Origin of the sequence: Pseudomonas crudilactis, assembly GCF_013433315.1 — a bacterium.
Lineage (GTDB): Bacteria > Pseudomonadota > Gammaproteobacteria > Pseudomonadales > Pseudomonadaceae > Aquipseudomonas > Aquipseudomonas crudilactis.
Genome location: NZ_WXVV01000002.1, coordinates 228,826 through 244,777 on the forward strand (window position 1 = coordinate 228,826; position 15,952 = coordinate 244,777).

The following is a 15,952-nucleotide window of genomic DNA, read 5'->3' on the forward strand; positions in this document are numbered from 1 at the left end:
GGTCATCAATGGCTCTTACAACAGACCAATAGCCTGCCTACGATGCTGGCATTCGCCAAGGAAAATCTGTCCATGTACACGCCACGCGCCTTTGCCATCGAAGACCTGTCCCAACTGCACGAACTGATTCTCGCCACCCGCCTCGCCATTCTGGTGACCCATGGCGAAAGTGGCTTGCAGGCCAGCCATGTGCCGGTGCTGCTGCATTGCGAACAAGGCGAGTACGGCACGCTGTACGGGCACCTGGCCCGCGCCAACCCGCAGTGGAAAGACTTGCGCGACGGTGCCGAAGCCATGCTGATCTTCGCCGGCGCCGATGCCTACGTCAGCCCGGGTTTTTATCCGAGCAAGGCCGAGCACGGCAAAGTCGTGCCGACCTGGAACTACATCGCCGTGCATGCCTATGGCCACGCCGAAACTTTCAGCGACGGCGGACGCCTGCTCGACATCGTCAGCACCCTCACCGACCGTCATGAAGCCGGCCGCGCGCAACCGTGGTCCGTCGCCGATGCGCCCGCCGATTACATCGACGGCATGCTCAAGGCGATTGTCGGTTTTGCCATTCCCATCGACCGCCTCGAAGGCAAGCGCAAGCTCAGCCAGAACCGCAGCGCCGAAGACATTGCCGGCGTGCGCGAAGGCCTCGCAGCCAGCCCGGAAATCAATGATCAAACCCTCGCCCGCTTGATGCGCTAAGGAAATTCCCATGAGTCAGATCGATATTCGCCCGGTCAGCGCCGACGACCACGCCGCCTGGCTGCCGCTGTGGCAGGCCTACCTGCAGTTCTACAACACCGAACTGCCTGACGCTGTAACCGACAGCACCTGGCAGCGCTTTCTCGACCCAAGTGAACCGACCCACGCGGCATTGGCCTGGGCCGACGGCAAAGCAGTGGGCATGGTGCATTACATCTACCATCGCTCGAACTGGAGCATCGAAAATTCCTGCTACCTTCAAGATCTGCTGGTGATGCCGCAAACCCGTGGCACCGGCATCGGCCGTCTGCTGATCGAACATGTCTATGCCACCGCCAAGGCTGACGGCTGCTGCAAAGTCCATTGGTTGACCCACGAAACCAACGCCACCGCGATTCAGCTCTACGAGCGTATCGCCGAACGCCCGGGCTTCATCCAGTTTCGCAAAGCCATTTAAGGAGACGCACGCATGACCGCTTCACTCGCTGACTGGAAAGGCGTCCCCGCCCCTACCGCCACACTGCTCGAAGGCCGCTTCATCCGCTTGGAAAGACTCGATCCGGCACGTCACGGTGACGAATTGTTCGCCGCACTCGAAGGCCCCGGTGCCGACCCTAAACTCTGGGACTATTTGCCTTACGGCCCGTTTCCGGAGCGCACTGCGTTCGACGCTTGGCTGAACAACCACGCGGCCGCCAGCGACCCGTATTTCTTCAGCATCGTTGATCGCTCAACCAATCAAGTGCAAGGCATCCTCAGCCTGATGTCGATCGTCCCGGCCCAGGGCCGTATCGAAATCGGCCACGTCACCTTCGGCGCGCCGATGCAGCGCTCGCCGAGAAGCACCGAAGCGGTGTACCTGCTGGCCAAACACTCCTTCGACCTCGGCTACCGCCGCCTCGAATGGAAATGCAACAACGGCAACGCCCGCTCCAAATACGCCGCCGAGCGTCTGGGTTTCAGTTTTGAGGGTGTGTTTCGCCAGCACATGGTGGTCAAGGGGCAGAACCGCGACACCGCGTGGTACTCGATACTGGATGGCGAGTGGCCGGCGATTGCGGCAGGTTTCGAGCGGTGGCTGTCCGATGAAAATCAGACGCCCGACGGGCAGGTGAAAGGGTTGGTCGAGTGCCGTTCCTGATTATGTAAAAAGCAAAAGATCGCAGCCTTCGGCAGCTACAAGGTGAACATCAATCCCATGGAGCTGCCGCAGGCTGCGATCTTCTGATCTGTTGTTCACCCCAGCTTTTGCGCAAGCACCGCAATGTGCTCTGGCCCGATCCCGCAGCAACCGCCCAAATGGCTGGCACCGCGCTGCTGCCAATCAATCGCCCAGTGCAAGTAACCCGGCGGATCCAGATCCTCGCGTAGCGGATCGAGTCCATCATTGGCCGTGGCTTCTTTTGGCTGCGGCGGAAACGCATTGGCGTAAGCACCAATGTTTATCGTCACCCCCAGACGCTCGAAGGTTTCACGCGCGGCATCAATCGCGGCACCGATCACTTCTGGCTGACTGCAATTGAACAACAACGTCTCGACGCCCAACTCAGCCGCCACCGCCGCGGCCTCGGCGACAGGCTCTCCAGAGCGCAGGCGCGGCACTTCGTCGGTGTCTTCGTCCTTCAAGGTGAACGACAACCAGAACGGTTTGCCATCCTTCGGCAATCCGGCGTGAATGGCTCGCGCCTCGACGATCGAACTCTGGGTTTCCGCCAGCCACAGATCAACGTGCGGTGCCAGGCCATTGACCAAGGGCGCCAGCAACTCGGTCACTCGGTCGGCCTCGAACAGATCCGGACGATAGGAGCCAAACAGCGGCGGCAATGAGCCGGCCACCCGCACGGATTTCCCCGAGGCCTGCACCGCACGCCGCGCCAGCTCACCGGCCAACGCGGCCAGCGCCTGCCCTTCGGCGGCGAAACGCTCCTCACCAATATGGAACGGCACCACGGCATAACTGTTGGTGGTAATCACATTGGCGCCACTGGCGATATAAGCGGCATGCACCCCCTCAACCGCTTGCGGCGCCTCGCTCAACGCCAGCGCCGACCACTCCGGCTGACGAAATGGCGCCCCGGCGCGCTGCAACTCACGGCCCATGCCGCCATCGAGAATAATCGTGCTGCCTGCGCCCATATGCTTTTCACTCATATGCTTATGAAAATAACTCACTATCAGAGTCGTTCTTATAACTATTTAATACGCACCATTCCGTTAAAAACAACCTCTTTTTTACCCAGGGATCGACTGTGAAATTTCAACCGCTACTGGCCCTGGGCCTGACCATTCTGGCCGCCTCCACGCAAGCCTTTGCTGGCACGACGCTGGAGCGTATCGAGCAAAAGAAAGAACTGGTCGGTGTGCTGATGGAAAGCTATCCACCGTTCTCGTTTCTCAATGACCAGAACCAGCTCGATGGCTTCGACGTGGACGTCGCCAAGGCCGTGGCTGACAAGTTGGGCGTCAAGCTACGACTGGAAACGCCGTCCTGGGACGTCATTGCCGCCGGCCGCTGGAGCGGGCGCTACGACATCTGCATCTGCTCGATGACACCGAGCAAGGCCCGCGCCGAAGTGTTCGATTTCCCGGTCGAGTACTACGCGTCGCCGGCAGTGATCGTGGTCAACGCCAAGGATGAGCGGATCCACGACGCCAAGGATCTGAGTGGCAAAAAAGTCGGCCTCACCAGCGCTTCCAGTTACGAAAGCTATCTGAACAAGAACCTGGTCATTGAAGGCGCCGAAGACACGCAGCTGCAGTACCCGTTCGACGATGTGCAGATCGCGCCGTACGACACCGACAACGTCGCCTTCCAGGACTTGGGCCTGGGCGCCGGCGTGCGCCTGGATGCGATCCTCACCAACCTCGTCACCGCGCAGCCACGCCTGAACCAAGACAAACGCTTCAAACTGGCCGGTGCGCCGCTGTATTCGGAACCGAACTCGGTGGCCATCGAAAAGGGTGACGCGCAATGGGATGCCAAAGTGCGCGAGGTGTTCGCGCAACTGAAACAGGACGGCACCCTGAGCAAGCTGTCGCAAAAATGGATCGGCGCCGATATCAGCCAATGACTTCTTTCCCGACACCGCCACAGCCACCACAACCGGTGGCTGAATCACGCCTGCAACGGCTGTTCGGTTTTCGTACGCGGCTGTATCTGACCTGGGCAGCGCTGTTCTGCCTGTTTGCCGGGTTCTTCCTGAGCTTCGACCTGAAGTTCTCGATCATCCTCGACAAGCTGCCCAATCTGGTCGGCCTGCACCTGGCGCCCAACGGTTTCTTGCAGGGTGCGGCGCTGACGCTTTTCCTCTGTGTGTGCTCGATTGTCGCCTCGTCCCTGCTGGGCTTCATCACGGCATTGGCACGCCTGTCGAAAAGCGCCGTGGCGTTCGGCATCGCCAGTTTTTACACCTCGTTCTTTCGCGGCACGCCACTGCTCATCCAGATCCTGCTGATCTACCTCGGCTTGCCGCAACTGGGCATCGTGCCTGGCGCCATCGTCGCGGGCATCATTGCCCTGTCGTTGAACTATGGCGCCTATCTCAGCGAAATCTTCCGCGCCGGCATCCTCGGGGTCGACCATGGCCAGCGCGAAGCTTCGCTGGCCTTGGGGATGCGCGAGACCGTGATTTTCTGGCGCATCACCCTGCCGCAAGCCATGCGCACAATCATCCCGCCCACCACCAACCAGTTCATCTCGATGCTCAAGGACTCGTCACTGATCTCGGTGATGGGCGTCTGGGAAGTGATGTTTCTCGCGCAGTCATACGGGCGCTCAAGCTACCGCTACATCGAAATGCTGACGACGGCGGCGATCATCTACTGGCTGATGTCGATCGGGCTGGAGTTGATTCAGGCGCGGATGGAGCGGCATTACGGCAAGGCTTACGTGCGTCGAGATCAGTGATCTCATCACCTAAAAGACATCATTCTGTAAAAACCCTTCGCTATACAGGACGGCCCGCTTATAACAAAAAGGCCGTCCGACCATGCCGTTTCCGCCCCAGCGTCTGTCCCTCGCCATTGCCCTGTTGATCGCTGCTACATCTGCAAACGCTAAAACCGTGCAGATCGACACCGCCACCACGGCAGCACAAACGCTCGGTGGCAGCGACACGTTGACGATTTCGGCGCCGGGCAGCATCACCAACAGCGGCAAGGCCGTGAGCCTGAAAGACAAGACCAGCGGTGCCGGTGTGGTGATCGACAACGCCGGCAAAATCGTTTCCAGCGGTGGCCGGGCCATCGACAGCAGTGGCGACCTGACCCAGCCGCGCAACTACACAATCTATAACCGCAGCGGCGGGCAGATTCTCGGCGCCAACGATGCTTTGCGCATCGACAGCAACTTCGTCAGCGGCAGCCTGTTGATCGACAACAGCGGCGTGATTCGCTCCACCACCGGCCAGGGACTGGACCTCGATGCGCTGCGCAGCGACGGGGTGAAAACCACCATCATCAACCGTGCCGGCGGGCTGATTCGCGGCGACGCCAGCGATGGCATGAAGACCGGTGCCAACGCGATCATCACCAACTACGGCGAGATCTCCACCGGCGATTCGCACAATGCCGACGAGAAGTTCGACGGCATCGACATCGATTCCGCAAGCGGTGTCAGCGTGACCAACTATGGAGTGATTTCCGGCGGCCGGCATGGCATCACTACCGACCTTGGCGCGACGCTGCTCAACTACGGGCAGGTCACCGGCCGCAATGGTTCCGGGTTCGGTTCCGACGGCGACGGCACGGTGATCAACCACGGCACCATCACTGGCGCTTACTCAGGCTTGCAAGCGAACGGTGATGGCGATGGCGTGGACATCGACAAGATCGCCCACATCGAAAACTACGGGACCACTCAGGGCATCGGTGCGGGCGGTGTGGACAAGGGCGGTTTCGCTAACGGCAGCGAAGGTATTGCCCTTGGTGGTGGCTACATTCTCAACGCCAGCAACGCATTGATCAGCGGTGCCGACAGCGCCATTCTGGTTGACGATGGCAGTGGCGGCTCGGGACTGGCGGCGACCACTCTGGAGAACTTCGGCACCATTCAAGGCCTCAACGGTTTCGGCGTGAAGCTCGTCGGCGAGTTCGCCGACAGCGTCATCAACGGCGGCACGATCAGTGGCAGCAATGGCTTGGCGCTGGATCTGGGTGGCGGCAACGACAGCCTGACCTTGCGCAACGGCAGTCGCTTTGTCGGCGTGGTCGACGGCGGCAGCGGTTATGACCGGGTGGTGATGGATGACGCTGCGGGTGGCAGCTTCGGCGCCAGTCGAAACTTCGAATGGCTGGAGGTCAAGCAAGGTGCCTGGACGCTGACCGGCCATGACGATTTCAGTGATGGCGGCGCTGTGCGCAACGGCGCGACACTGCTCAACCAAGGCAACATCGCCGGTAACTTGAGCGTCGACGCTGGTGGTGTGTATGCCGGCGGCGGTTCGGTGGGCAATCTCAACGTCAACGGCACGTTGCGCACGGACACCGCACTCGGGCGCGCCACAATCGTTCACGACTTGAACATGGGCAGCGCCGCCACCCTCGCCTATGGCGTCAATGCCGATGGCAGCAGCGCGCCGGTACAGGTCGGCGGCATCGCCAATCTCAACGGCGCAACCCTCGCGGTGAATCCCGGCAGCGGCACGTATCCGTGGCAGAGCCACTACACCGTGCTGCAAGCGGCACAGGTCAACGGCATCTTCGGCAAGGTCAGCAGCGACTATGCGTTCCTGACGCCGACCCTTGCCTACACGCCGACTCAGGTCGACCTGACCTACACCCGCAATGACGTGGCGTTCAATGAGTTCGCCATGACCGGCAACGGCAGCAACGCCGCTAACAGCCTGGTCTCGATCGGTAAAAACAACGCGCTGTACAACGCCCTGCTCAATACCAGCCAAAGCAGCGCCGGCGCGGCGATCGAACAACTGGCCGGCGCCAGCAACGCCAACCTGACCAGCGCCACACTCGGCGCCAGCAGTCAGGTCGGCAGCAGCATGCTTTCGGCGATGCAGAAAATGGGCGGCAGCCTGGGTTTGATGGTCGGTCTCGATCAACGCGACACCCCCGTGCTGGCAGCCAATGGCGTGCCGTCCGAAGCGCGCAATCTGAATGATCCGAACGCGCGCGGCCGCCTCTGGCTGCAAGGCATTGGCGGCTACGGCAAACTCGATGGTGAACACGGCAGCAGCGGTCTGGAGCAACGCACCAAGGGCAGCGTGCTGGGCGCCGACTGGACACTGAGTCCGGCGTGGCGCCTGGGCGTACTGGGCGGCTATTCGAAAACCGATCTGGACGCGACCGGCGTCGACGGCAACGTCGAGAGCTGGCACGCCGGCGTCTACGCGTTACATCAAAACGGCCCGATCTCGCTGCGTCTCGGCGCGGCGTACAGCGGCCATCAGGGCGAAAGCAAACGCACCATCGCCTTCAATGGTTTCAGCGACCGCCCGAAAGGCGACTACGACGCCAACAGTCAGCAAGCCTTCGCCGAACTCGGCTACGCCATGGGCAGCGGCCGCCTCAGCGCCGAACCGTTCGCCAGCCTCGGTTATCAGCGTTACCACCGCGATAGCTATCAGGAAAAAGGTGGCGCCGCCGCGCTGCAAGTCGACAGCCAGACCCAGGACAACTTCAGCAGTACCTTCGGCCTGCGCCTGGCGCACCTGAGCAGCCTCGACAATGGCATGAGCGTGACTCCGCGCATGGCCGCTGGCTGGAAACACACTTACGGCGATGTCGGCAGCTCGACCCGTCAGGCGTTTGTGACCGGCGGCACGGCGTTCAGTGTCGATGGCAGCTCGCTGGATCGCGACAGTCTGGTGTTGGAGGCCGGGCTGGATGTAGGGATCTCGGCGCGGCACACATTGGGTGTGGGATACAGCGGTGAGATCGGCAGCAACAGTCGCAATCACGGCTTGATCGGGCAGTGGCAGATGAGTTTTTGAGGGTTGAACAGCCGGCGGGGTCTTGATTGGCTGTAGGAAAAGGGAACGCTGCAGCCGAGTAAAAGGCTTGGTTGCGGGTCTGAGGGTCATTTTCTACAAAACGATGCGATGTCGCCTGCAAGCCTGCGGGAAGCAGCCGACATCGGATTTTTCGGGGCATCAATAGAGTTGGGTCTCTTATTAAAAGAGATCCTACTGAATGTCTGTACAACACAAATTCGCACCAAAATACTTGGCTCTAGCCGTTGCGCTGGCACTTGGCGGCTTACAGCTTGCCAACGCTCAGCAGCAGCCTGACGTAGCCGAGTCACTCCCCGACATAAACGTGCCGGAGCTGCCAGAAATCGGGTCATATCAGGAGGCTCTCGAAAGGATTCAGCGTTTCATTGGCGATAAAAACACTGTGCCCATCGTGCTCAATACACCCGAAAGTATTTTCCAAGGTGCAGCACTCAACGATTTGATCGTTCTCAATGACGGCGCCACCGTCAGCGGACGGTTAGATGGCGGCGAGGGGAAAAACGTATTGGTAGTGAATGCCTCTAACGGCGGCACGCTAAAAGACACCCGTAATCTCAATGGATTGTATCTCGTCCAGGGAGACTGGACGCTCAGCAGCAAGGGAGACTTCAAGGAAGGTGTGCTGGTAGAGCCCAGCGGTACGCTGACAAACCTGGGCGCCATCGAGGGAGGTGCGATTAGCGCCGGCAAGCTTTTCAACAAGGGAAGTATCAAGGGCAACGTACAAGTAGAGAAAGGCGGCAGTTTTGCGGGCAAGGGTACGGTAGGAAATCTGCACGTGAATGGCCTGCTCACGGTCAATGAGTTGCACGGCAGTCCGAGGGTGAAAGGCAACCTGAGCTTTTCCCCAAACGCCGAACTGGCTTATGAAGTCAGTCCCGTCGGCAGTCAGACGATCAAGGTCGATGGTGCAGCCAAGCTTGACGATGCCACCCTGAGAATTGTCGCTACTCCGGGGGAGTACCCATCAAGTCGCCAGTACAAAATCATCGAAGCTGGCAGCGTAGAAGGTAAATTCGGCGCAATTGTGAACGACCTCGCCTTCATGACAGCCACACCGCAATACAACAAAAAGTCCGTCGGGCTGACTTACGCCCGTAACGGTGAGTCGCTTTCGAGCGCTGCCACGACAAACAACGCTCGTGGAGTTGCCGAAAGCATTGTCGATCCAACAGCACCTGCGCCATCAGCGACGCCAACGCCATTGACGGCGTCTGCACCAGCTCCAATTTCTGTTCCTGTTCCTGTTCCTGTTCCTGTTCCTGTTCCGACTTCAGCGCCGACTCCCATTGCAGAGTCCGTCCCATCGCCAATGCCGGACGAACCTCTTACTGCGCAAGTCAACGAGTCCGCCGAACAGCCCGCACCTGCGCCAATAAAACCTGCAAACGCAGCAGTCGCCGCACTTCTGACCAGCGACAAAACCACCGCACCGGTCGCCCTCGAACAACTCGCCGCCGGCAGCAACGCCAACCTCGCCAAAGCCACGTTGAGCAGCATCACTCCCGTAAGCGCGAGCATGCTCTCGGCGATGCAGCAACTGAATAGCCGTTACGGCTCTGCCTACAGCTCAGGCAACTCACCGCGTCAGGCCGCCGGCGCTGCCGATTCAGGGCGCGTGTGGATTCAGGCGCTTGGCCATGGCGGCAAGGTCGATCGCGACTTCGACAGCACCCTGAAACACGCCACCCAGGGTCTGGTCATGGGCGCCGACTGGCGGCTCGGTGAGCAATGGCATATCGGCCTGATCGGCGGTAAATCGCAGACCAGACTGGACGCTCGGCAATACGATGGCGACCTCGACAGCTGGCACCTCGGTGCCTACGCCGTGCGTCAGGACGGACCATTCTCATTGCGTCTCGGGGCGACCTACGCCAGTCATGACGGCGCCAGCAAACGTCGCGTGGCCTTCAACGGCTTCAGCGATCGCCTCAAGGGCAACTATGACGCCAACACCCAACAAGCCTTTGCCGAACTGGCGGTCAACATTGGCCGGCACAACGCGACGCTCGAACCGTTTGCCAGCGTCGGCTATCAGCGCTATCAACGCGACAGCTACCGTGAAAACGGTGGGGATGCGGCGCTGAAAGTCTTCGGACAAACCCGCGACAACCTCAGCAGCACCTTCGGCCTGCGCACGGCAAAAATCAATCGGCTGGATAACGGCATGACGTTGACGCCGCGCTTCAGTGCCGGCTGGAAACACACCTTTGGCGAGATCGAAAGCGACACCCGCCAGCAACTGGTCAAGGGTGGCAAGCGGTTTGAGGTTGCCGGTGCCGCGCTGGATCGCAACAGCCTGGCCTTGGATGCAGGCATTGATCTCGGGCTGTCTGCCAATCACACGGTCGGTGTTGGTCTCACCGGTGAGATGGCCACTGACAGCCGCACTCACGGCGTGATGGGCCAATGGCGCATGGCGTTCTGATGGATTGAACATCGTCACTGCGGGAACGAGCCTGCTCGCGAATGCGATCTGTCAGTTGAATAAATATCGACTGACACTCCTCTTCGCGAGCAGGCTCGCTCCCACATAGGCCTCATGTGATGCACACAAACTCCACATGAAAAAAAAGGGGAGCACATGCCCCCCCGAGGTTTAAAGCGTTGAATCGCGGCGGTTATCTCAGCCTTCGATCTCGATCAGAATTTCGCCCGGGTTGACCCGATCCCCCTTGGCCACATGAATCGCGTTGACCTTGCCGGCAATCGCTGCCTGGACTTCGGTTTCCATCTTCATTGCTTCGGTGATCAGCACAGCCTGGCCGGCCTTGACGGTGTCGCCCTCCTTGACCAGCACATCGACGATGTTGCCCGGCATGGTGGTGCTGACGTGGCCCGGTGCCGAGGCTTGCTTGCGTTTGCTGCTGCCACCGCTGACGAATTCATTGAGCGGTTCGAACACCACTTCTTCCGGCATGCCGTCGATGGACAGGTAGAAGTGACGCTTGCCTTCAGCCTTGACGCCGACACCGGTGATGTCGACGCGGTAGGTTTCACCGTGCACATCGATGACGAACTCGGTCGGTACGCCTTCGCCGCCCGCTTTTGTCACTCCGCCAGCTTCAGGAATCGGCAGCAGCACTTCAGGGGTCAGGGCACCGGCGGCACGCTCTTCGAGGAACTTGCGACCGATGTCCGGGAACATGGCGAAGGTCAGTACGTCTTCTTCGGACTTGGCCAGTGCGCCAATGTCGGCACGCAGCTTGGTCATTTCCGGCTTGAGCAGGTCGGCCGGACGTACATCGATAACTTCTTCACTGCCGATCGCCTGACGACGCAGTTTCTCGTTGACCACGCCCGGCGCCTTGCCGTAGCCGCCTTGCAGGTAGAGCTTCACTTCGTTGGTGATGGTCTTGTAGCGCTCGCCGGCCAGCACGTTGAAGAACGCCTGAGTGCCGACGATCTGCGAAGTCGGGGTCACCAGCGGCGGGAAGCCGAGGTCTTCACGTACACGCGGGATTTCCGCCAGCACTTCGGCCATGCGGTTCAGCGCGCCCTGCTCTTTCAACTGGTTGGCGAGGTTGGAGATCATCCCGCCCGGCACCTGGTTGACTTGCACACGGGTGTCGACGGCAGTGAATTCGCTTTCGAACTGGTGGTACTTCTTGCGCACGGCGTAGAAGTACAAGCCGATCTCTTGCAGCAGCTCAAGGTTCAGACCGGTGTCGTACTCGGTGCCCTTGAGCGCCGCGACCATCGACTCGGTGCCCGGGTGGCTGGTGCCCGACGCGAAGCTGGAGATCGCGGTGTCGATGTGATCGGCACCGTTTTCGATTGCCTTGAGCTGGCACATGGTCGCCAGACCGGCAGTATCGTGCGAGTGGATAAACACTGGCAGCGACTGCTCGGCTTTCAGTGCGCGAACCAGTTCACCGGTGGCGTACGGGGTCAGCAGACCGGCCATGTCCTTGATCGCCACCGAGTCGCAACCCATGGCTTCCATTTGCTTGGCTTGTGCCACAAACGCATCGATGGTGTGCACCGGGCTGGTGGTGTAAGCGATAGTGCCCTGGGCATGTTTGCCGGCGGCTTTCACTGCTTCGATGGCCACGCGCAGGTTACGCACGTCGTTCATCGCGTCGAAGATGCGGAACACGTCGATGCCGTTGACCGCAGCTTTGGCGACGAAGGCTTTGACCACGTCGTCGCTGTAATGGCGGTAGCCCAGCAGGTTCTGGCCGCGCAGGAGCATTTGCAGACGCGTGTTAGGCAGTGCCGCGCGCAGTTGGCGCAGACGCTCCCACGGGTCTTCTTTCAGGAAGCGTACGCAGGCGTCGAACGTCGCGCCGCCCCAGCACTCCAGCGACCAATAGCCGACTTTGTCGAGCTTGTCGCAGATCGGCAGCATGTCTTCGGTGCGCATGCGGGTGGCGAGCAGCGATTGGTGAGCGTCGCGCAGGATGGTGTCAGTGACAAAGATCTTCTTGGACATTGTTGTATTCCTCACAGGCCTGCGTGGGCGGCGATGGCGGCGGCGATGGCCAGGGCCAGCTCTTCGGGTTTGCGCTTGATCGAGTAGTTGGTCAGTTCAGGGTGGCTTTCAACGAAGCTGGTATTGAACTGGCCGCTACGGAATTCCGGGTTGCGCAGGATTTCCTGGTAGTACGCGGCGGTGGTCTTCACGCCTTGCAGACGCATGTCGTCCAGCGCCCGCAGACCACGGTCCATCGCCTCTTCCCAAGTCAGTGCCCACACAACAAGTTTCAGGCACATCGAGTCGTAGAACGGCGGGATGGTGTAGCCGGTGTAGATCGCTGTGTCGGTGCGCACGCCCGGACCGCCTGGGGCGTAGTAACGGGTGATCTTGCCGAAGCTCGGCAGGAAGTTGTTCTTCGGGTCTTCGGCGTTGATGCGGAACTGCAACGCGAAACCACGGTGCTGAATGTCTTCCTGTTTCACCGACAGCGGCAGACCGGAGGCGATGCGAATCTGCTCGCGGACGATGTCGATCCCGGTGATTTCTTCGGTGATGGTGTGTTCCACCTGCACCCGGGTGTTCATCTCCATGAAGTACACCTCGCCCTCGGCGAGCAGGAACTCCACGGTGCCGGCGTTCTCGTAACCAACAGCCTTCGCCGCACGTACCGACAGGTCGCCGATGTAGGCGCGCTGTTCCGGGGTCAATTGCGGGCTCGGGGCGATTTCGATGAGTTTCTGGTTGCGGCGCTGGATCGAGCAATCACGCTCGAACAGGTGCACGACGTTGCCGAAGCTGTCGCCGAGAATCTGCGCTTCGATGTGCTTGGGATTGACGATGCATTTTTCGAGGAACACTTCGGCAGAACCGAAGGCCTTGGTCGCTTCGGAAATCACCCGAGGGAAATTCTGTTCGAGTTCTTCGCGGCTGTTGCAGCGACGGATACCGCGACCGCCACCACCGGAGGTGGCTTTGAGCATCACCGGGTAACCGATGCGGTCGCCCTCGGCCAAGGCTTCTTCGATGTCGGCCACGTTGCCTTCGGTGCCCGGCGTGACTGGTACGCCAGCCTTGATCATGCTGCGGCGCGCTTCGGTCTTGTCGCCCATGCGGCGGATGACTTCTGCCGACGGGCCAATGAATTTGATCCCGCGTTCAGCGCAGATATCAGCCAGCTCGGCGTTTTCCGAGAGGAAACCGTAACCGGGATGCAGTGCATCGCAACCGGTTTCGACGGCGAGGTTCACCAGCTTGCGCGGGTTCAGGTAACCGGCCAGTGGCTCGGCACCGATGCTGTGGGCCTCATCCGCACGCTTCACATGCAACGCATGACGGTCGGCGTCGGAAAAAATCGCAACCGAGCGAATGCCCATTTCGGCGCAGGCTCGCACGATTCGTACGGCAATCTCACCACGGTTGGCGATCAGGATCTTTGTTATCACTTGGAGGTTCCCTTGAGCCGGTGGCACCACGACCTGCTAGACCCAGGTCGACGCGTGACCAAATGTTTCAATTTAGTCGCAGGTCCACACTAGCGCTCATGAGGGATTAACAAAAATGAATAAAAATTGGGTTAGGCATAAGTAAAGACTTATAGTTGAAACATCCGCCAGCCGTCAGAGCCTGTAAAAATGCGTAAGTCCTTGATGCGTATGACATTGCGCCAATTGCAGATTTTCAACGAAGTGTGTGATTTACGCTCCTACAGCCGCGCAGCCGAGGAAATGTCACTCACACAGCCAGCCGTCAGCCTACAGATTCGTCAGCTCGAAGAGCTGATCGGGCAGCCATTATTCGATTATGTCGGCAAAAAACTCTACATGACCGAGGCTGCCGAAGCACTTCAGCGCGCCAGCCGGGACATTTTCGGCCGCTTGGAAAACCTCGATATGCAGCTGTCAGACATGCAAGGCTCGCTGCAAGGTCAGCTGAAACTCGCAGTGGAGTCCAGCGCCAAATACTTCGTCCCGCACCTGTTCGCCGCGTTCAAACGTCAGCACCCGGAAGTGAATCTGCAACTGACCGTGGTCAACCGTGGCCAGGTGATTCGCAGGCTTTCGGACAACCGCGACGATCTGGTGATCATGTCGATGGTGCCGCAGGACATGGGCCTGGAATTCCTGCCGTTCCTGAACAACCCGATTGTTGCCGTGGCGCGCCCGGATCACCCGTTGGCGCACATGGGGCCACTGCGTCTGCAAGATCTTGAGCCTTACACGCTGCTGATTCGCGAACCCGGTTCAGGGACGCGGTTGGCGTGCGAGGAATATTTCAAAGAGAAACGCGTGCACTTCACCCAGACCCAGGAAGTGGCCTCGGCCGAAGCACAACGTGAATGTGTGCAGGCGGGTCTGGGCCTGGCGCTGTTGACGCGCCACGCCCTGAACCTGGAGCTGGCGACCGGCGGACTCGTCGAGCTGCCGGTTGAGGAATTGCCGCTATTGCGTAGCTGGTGCCTGGTGCAGGCCAAGGCCAAACGCTTGTCACCGGTGGCGCACGCCTTCCTGGCGTTTATCCGCAGCGAACGCGTGCAGATCAGCGCGCTGGTTGAGCGCTTCGACGGGAAGCTGCGGGTGCTGCCTGCCAGTGAGTGATCTCGGGAAAGTCGCCGATTTCGGCCTGAAGCTGGCGGAGTTCGAAGCGATCTTCGATAGCGCGACGGAATTCCATGCGGCGCTGGTCTTCCTGCTGACGACGGGTTTTCGCGGCGCTGTTGCGTTCTTCGTAAGGCTGAGCCATTTCGAGTCTCCCAAGGCGATTACGGGAGTTTCACGATAGGCGTGGGGGATGACGGTTTGATGAAAGTTGCCGGCAAGAAAGCAAAAGATCGCAGCCTTCGGCAGCTCCTACATTGACCGTGTAGGAGCTGCCGCAGGCTGCGATCTTTTGCTCTTAATCGTCGAGGGCTTTTGCCGCTTTCGGCGACAAGCGCAGGCTGCGCAGACTGCGCTTCACGCTCTTGAGGTGGTTGACCAGGCTCGGCCCGCGCGCCATGGCAACGCCCATCGCCAGCACATCGATCACCACCAGGTGCGCGATACGCGAAGTCAGCGGCGTATAGATTTCGGTGTCTTCATGCACATCGATCGCCAGATTGACGGTCGACAACTCGGCCAGCGGAGTCTGGCTCGGGCACAAGGTAATCAGCGACGCTCCGCTCTCGCGCACCAGATTGGCAGTGATCAGCAAATCCTTGGAACGCCCGGACTGCGAAATGCAGATCGCCACATCGGTCGGCTTCAAGGTTACCGCTGACATCGCCTGCATGTGCGGATCGGAATACGCCGCCGCCGTCAGCAGCAAACGGAAGAACTTGTGCTGCGCATCTGCTGCCACTGCACCCGACGCACCAAAGCCGTAGAACTCGACCCGCTGCGCCTGCGACATCAGCGTCACCGCACGCTGCAACTCGATCGGGTCGAGCTTCTCGCGAACCTCCATCAAGGTGTGCAACGTGGTGTCGAAAATCTTCAGGCTGTAGTCGGCGACCGAGTCGTCTTCATGGATCGCGAATTGGCCAAAGCTGGCACCGGCAGCCAGACTTTGCGCCAGTTTGAGTTTGAGATCCTGAAAACCGGAACAACCGATGGCGCGACAGAAGCGCACGATGGTCGGCTCACTGATGCCGACGCTGTGGGCCAGGTCGGCCATGGAGCTGTGCATCACCGCCGCAGGGTCAAGCAGCACGTGGTCGGCGACCTTGAGCTCCGACTTGCGTAACAGGTGACGTGACTGGGCGATGTGTTGCAGCAGATTCAAGGGGCTGGACTCTTCTTATGGGCAAGGATGTAGCACGCTTGTAGTTATACTACATGAATTGGCTTTTTGCCTGCTCAATGCGTAACTCGATGTCCCCATATCAGGCGCG

General features: G+C 60.0%; 13 protein-coding genes. 8 read left to right on the forward strand and 5 right to left on the reverse strand.

Annotation, left to right across the window (positions count from 1 at the left end; translation table 11 throughout):
• The first annotated feature begins 72 nt into the window (after window positions 1-72).
• From GTU76_RS03465 to GTU76_RS03475, 3 genes are read left to right on the forward strand one after another with little or no spacing between them, the layout of a single operon-like run.
• Window positions 73-696: an FMN-binding negative transcriptional regulator gene (locus GTU76_RS03465; protein ID WP_026000519.1), complete on the forward strand. Its 624-nt coding sequence runs from the start codon at window positions 73-75 to the stop codon at window positions 694-696.
• 10 nt (window positions 697-706) lie between these two features.
• Entirely contained in the window at window positions 707-1,153 is a 447-nt protein-coding gene (locus GTU76_RS03470; RefSeq protein ID WP_175552710.1) for a GNAT family N-acetyltransferase, read from the forward strand.
• Between the two features lie 12 nt (window positions 1,154-1,165).
• Window positions 1,166-1,837, forward strand: coding sequence for a GNAT family N-acetyltransferase (locus GTU76_RS03475; RefSeq protein ID WP_180698073.1), 672 nt, complete (start codon window positions 1,166-1,168; stop codon window positions 1,835-1,837).
• Window positions 1,838-1,932: 95 nt separating this feature from the next.
• Here GTU76_RS03475 and GTU76_RS03480 read toward each other — a convergent pair whose 3' ends face one another.
• Window positions 1,933-2,832: a homocysteine S-methyltransferase family protein gene (locus GTU76_RS03480; RefSeq protein ID WP_180698074.1), complete on the reverse strand. Its 900-nt coding sequence runs from the start codon at window positions 2,830-2,832 to the stop codon at window positions 1,933-1,935.
• A 113-nt stretch (window positions 2,833-2,945) separates the two neighbouring features.
• Here GTU76_RS03480 and GTU76_RS03485 point away from each other — a divergent pair, with 113 nt between their 5' ends.
• From GTU76_RS03485 to GTU76_RS03500, 4 genes are all read left to right on the forward strand, one after another.
• Window positions 2,946-3,767: an ABC transporter substrate-binding protein gene (locus GTU76_RS03485; protein ID WP_016984002.1), complete on the forward strand. Its 822-nt coding sequence runs from the start codon at window positions 2,946-2,948 to the stop codon at window positions 3,765-3,767.
• On the forward strand, window positions 3,764-4,603 hold the full coding sequence (locus tag GTU76_RS03490) for an amino acid ABC transporter permease (RefSeq protein ID WP_016984003.1): 840 nt from the start codon (window positions 3,764-3,766) through the stop codon (window positions 4,601-4,603). The genes GTU76_RS03485 and GTU76_RS03490 overlap by 4 nt, the downstream gene beginning before the upstream one ends.
• 82 nt (window positions 4,604-4,685) lie before the next feature.
• On the forward strand, window positions 4,686-7,643 hold the full coding sequence (locus GTU76_RS03495) for an autotransporter outer membrane beta-barrel domain-containing protein (RefSeq protein WP_180698075.1): 2,958 nt from the start codon (window positions 4,686-4,688) through the stop codon (window positions 7,641-7,643).
• Window positions 7,644-7,842: 199 nt separating this feature from the next.
• The gene (locus GTU76_RS03500) at window positions 7,843-10,092 is read left to right on the forward strand and encodes an autotransporter outer membrane beta-barrel domain-containing protein (RefSeq protein WP_180698076.1); all 2,250 of its coding nucleotides are present in this window, start codon (window positions 7,843-7,845) and stop codon (window positions 10,090-10,092) included.
• A gap of 198 nt (window positions 10,093-10,290) precedes the next feature.
• Here the strand turns inward: GTU76_RS03500 and oadA are convergent, their stop codons facing one another.
• The gene (gene oadA, locus GTU76_RS03505) at window positions 10,291-12,099 is read right to left on the reverse strand and encodes a sodium-extruding oxaloacetate decarboxylase subunit alpha (RefSeq protein ID WP_180698077.1); all 1,809 of its coding nucleotides are present in this window, start codon (window positions 12,097-12,099) and stop codon (window positions 10,291-10,293) included.
• A gap of 11 nt (window positions 12,100-12,110) precedes the next feature.
• A complete protein-coding gene (locus tag GTU76_RS03510) occupies window positions 12,111-13,526 on the reverse strand; it encodes an acetyl-CoA carboxylase biotin carboxylase subunit (RefSeq protein WP_025112637.1) in 1,416 nt (471 codons plus the stop codon).
• Between the two features lie 189 nt (window positions 13,527-13,715).
• Here GTU76_RS03510 and GTU76_RS03515 point away from each other — a divergent pair, with 189 nt between their 5' ends.
• Window positions 13,716-14,678 (forward strand): LysR family transcriptional regulator, encoded by a 963-nt coding sequence (locus GTU76_RS03515; RefSeq protein ID WP_016984010.1) that lies wholly within the window; start codon window positions 13,716-13,718, stop codon window positions 14,676-14,678.
• Here the strand turns inward: GTU76_RS03515 and GTU76_RS03520 are convergent.
• Window positions 14,620-14,823: a PA3496 family putative envelope integrity protein gene (locus GTU76_RS03520; protein WP_008078845.1), complete on the reverse strand. Its 204-nt coding sequence runs from the start codon at window positions 14,821-14,823 to the stop codon at window positions 14,620-14,622. The genes GTU76_RS03515 and GTU76_RS03520 overlap by 59 nt on opposite strands.
• Window positions 14,824-14,976: 153 nt before the next feature.
• Window positions 14,977-15,843 (reverse strand): transcriptional regulator HexR, encoded by an 867-nt coding sequence (hexR, locus tag GTU76_RS03525; protein WP_008078846.1) that lies wholly within the window; start codon window positions 15,841-15,843, stop codon window positions 14,977-14,979.
• Window positions 15,844-15,952 lie beyond the last annotated feature (109 nt).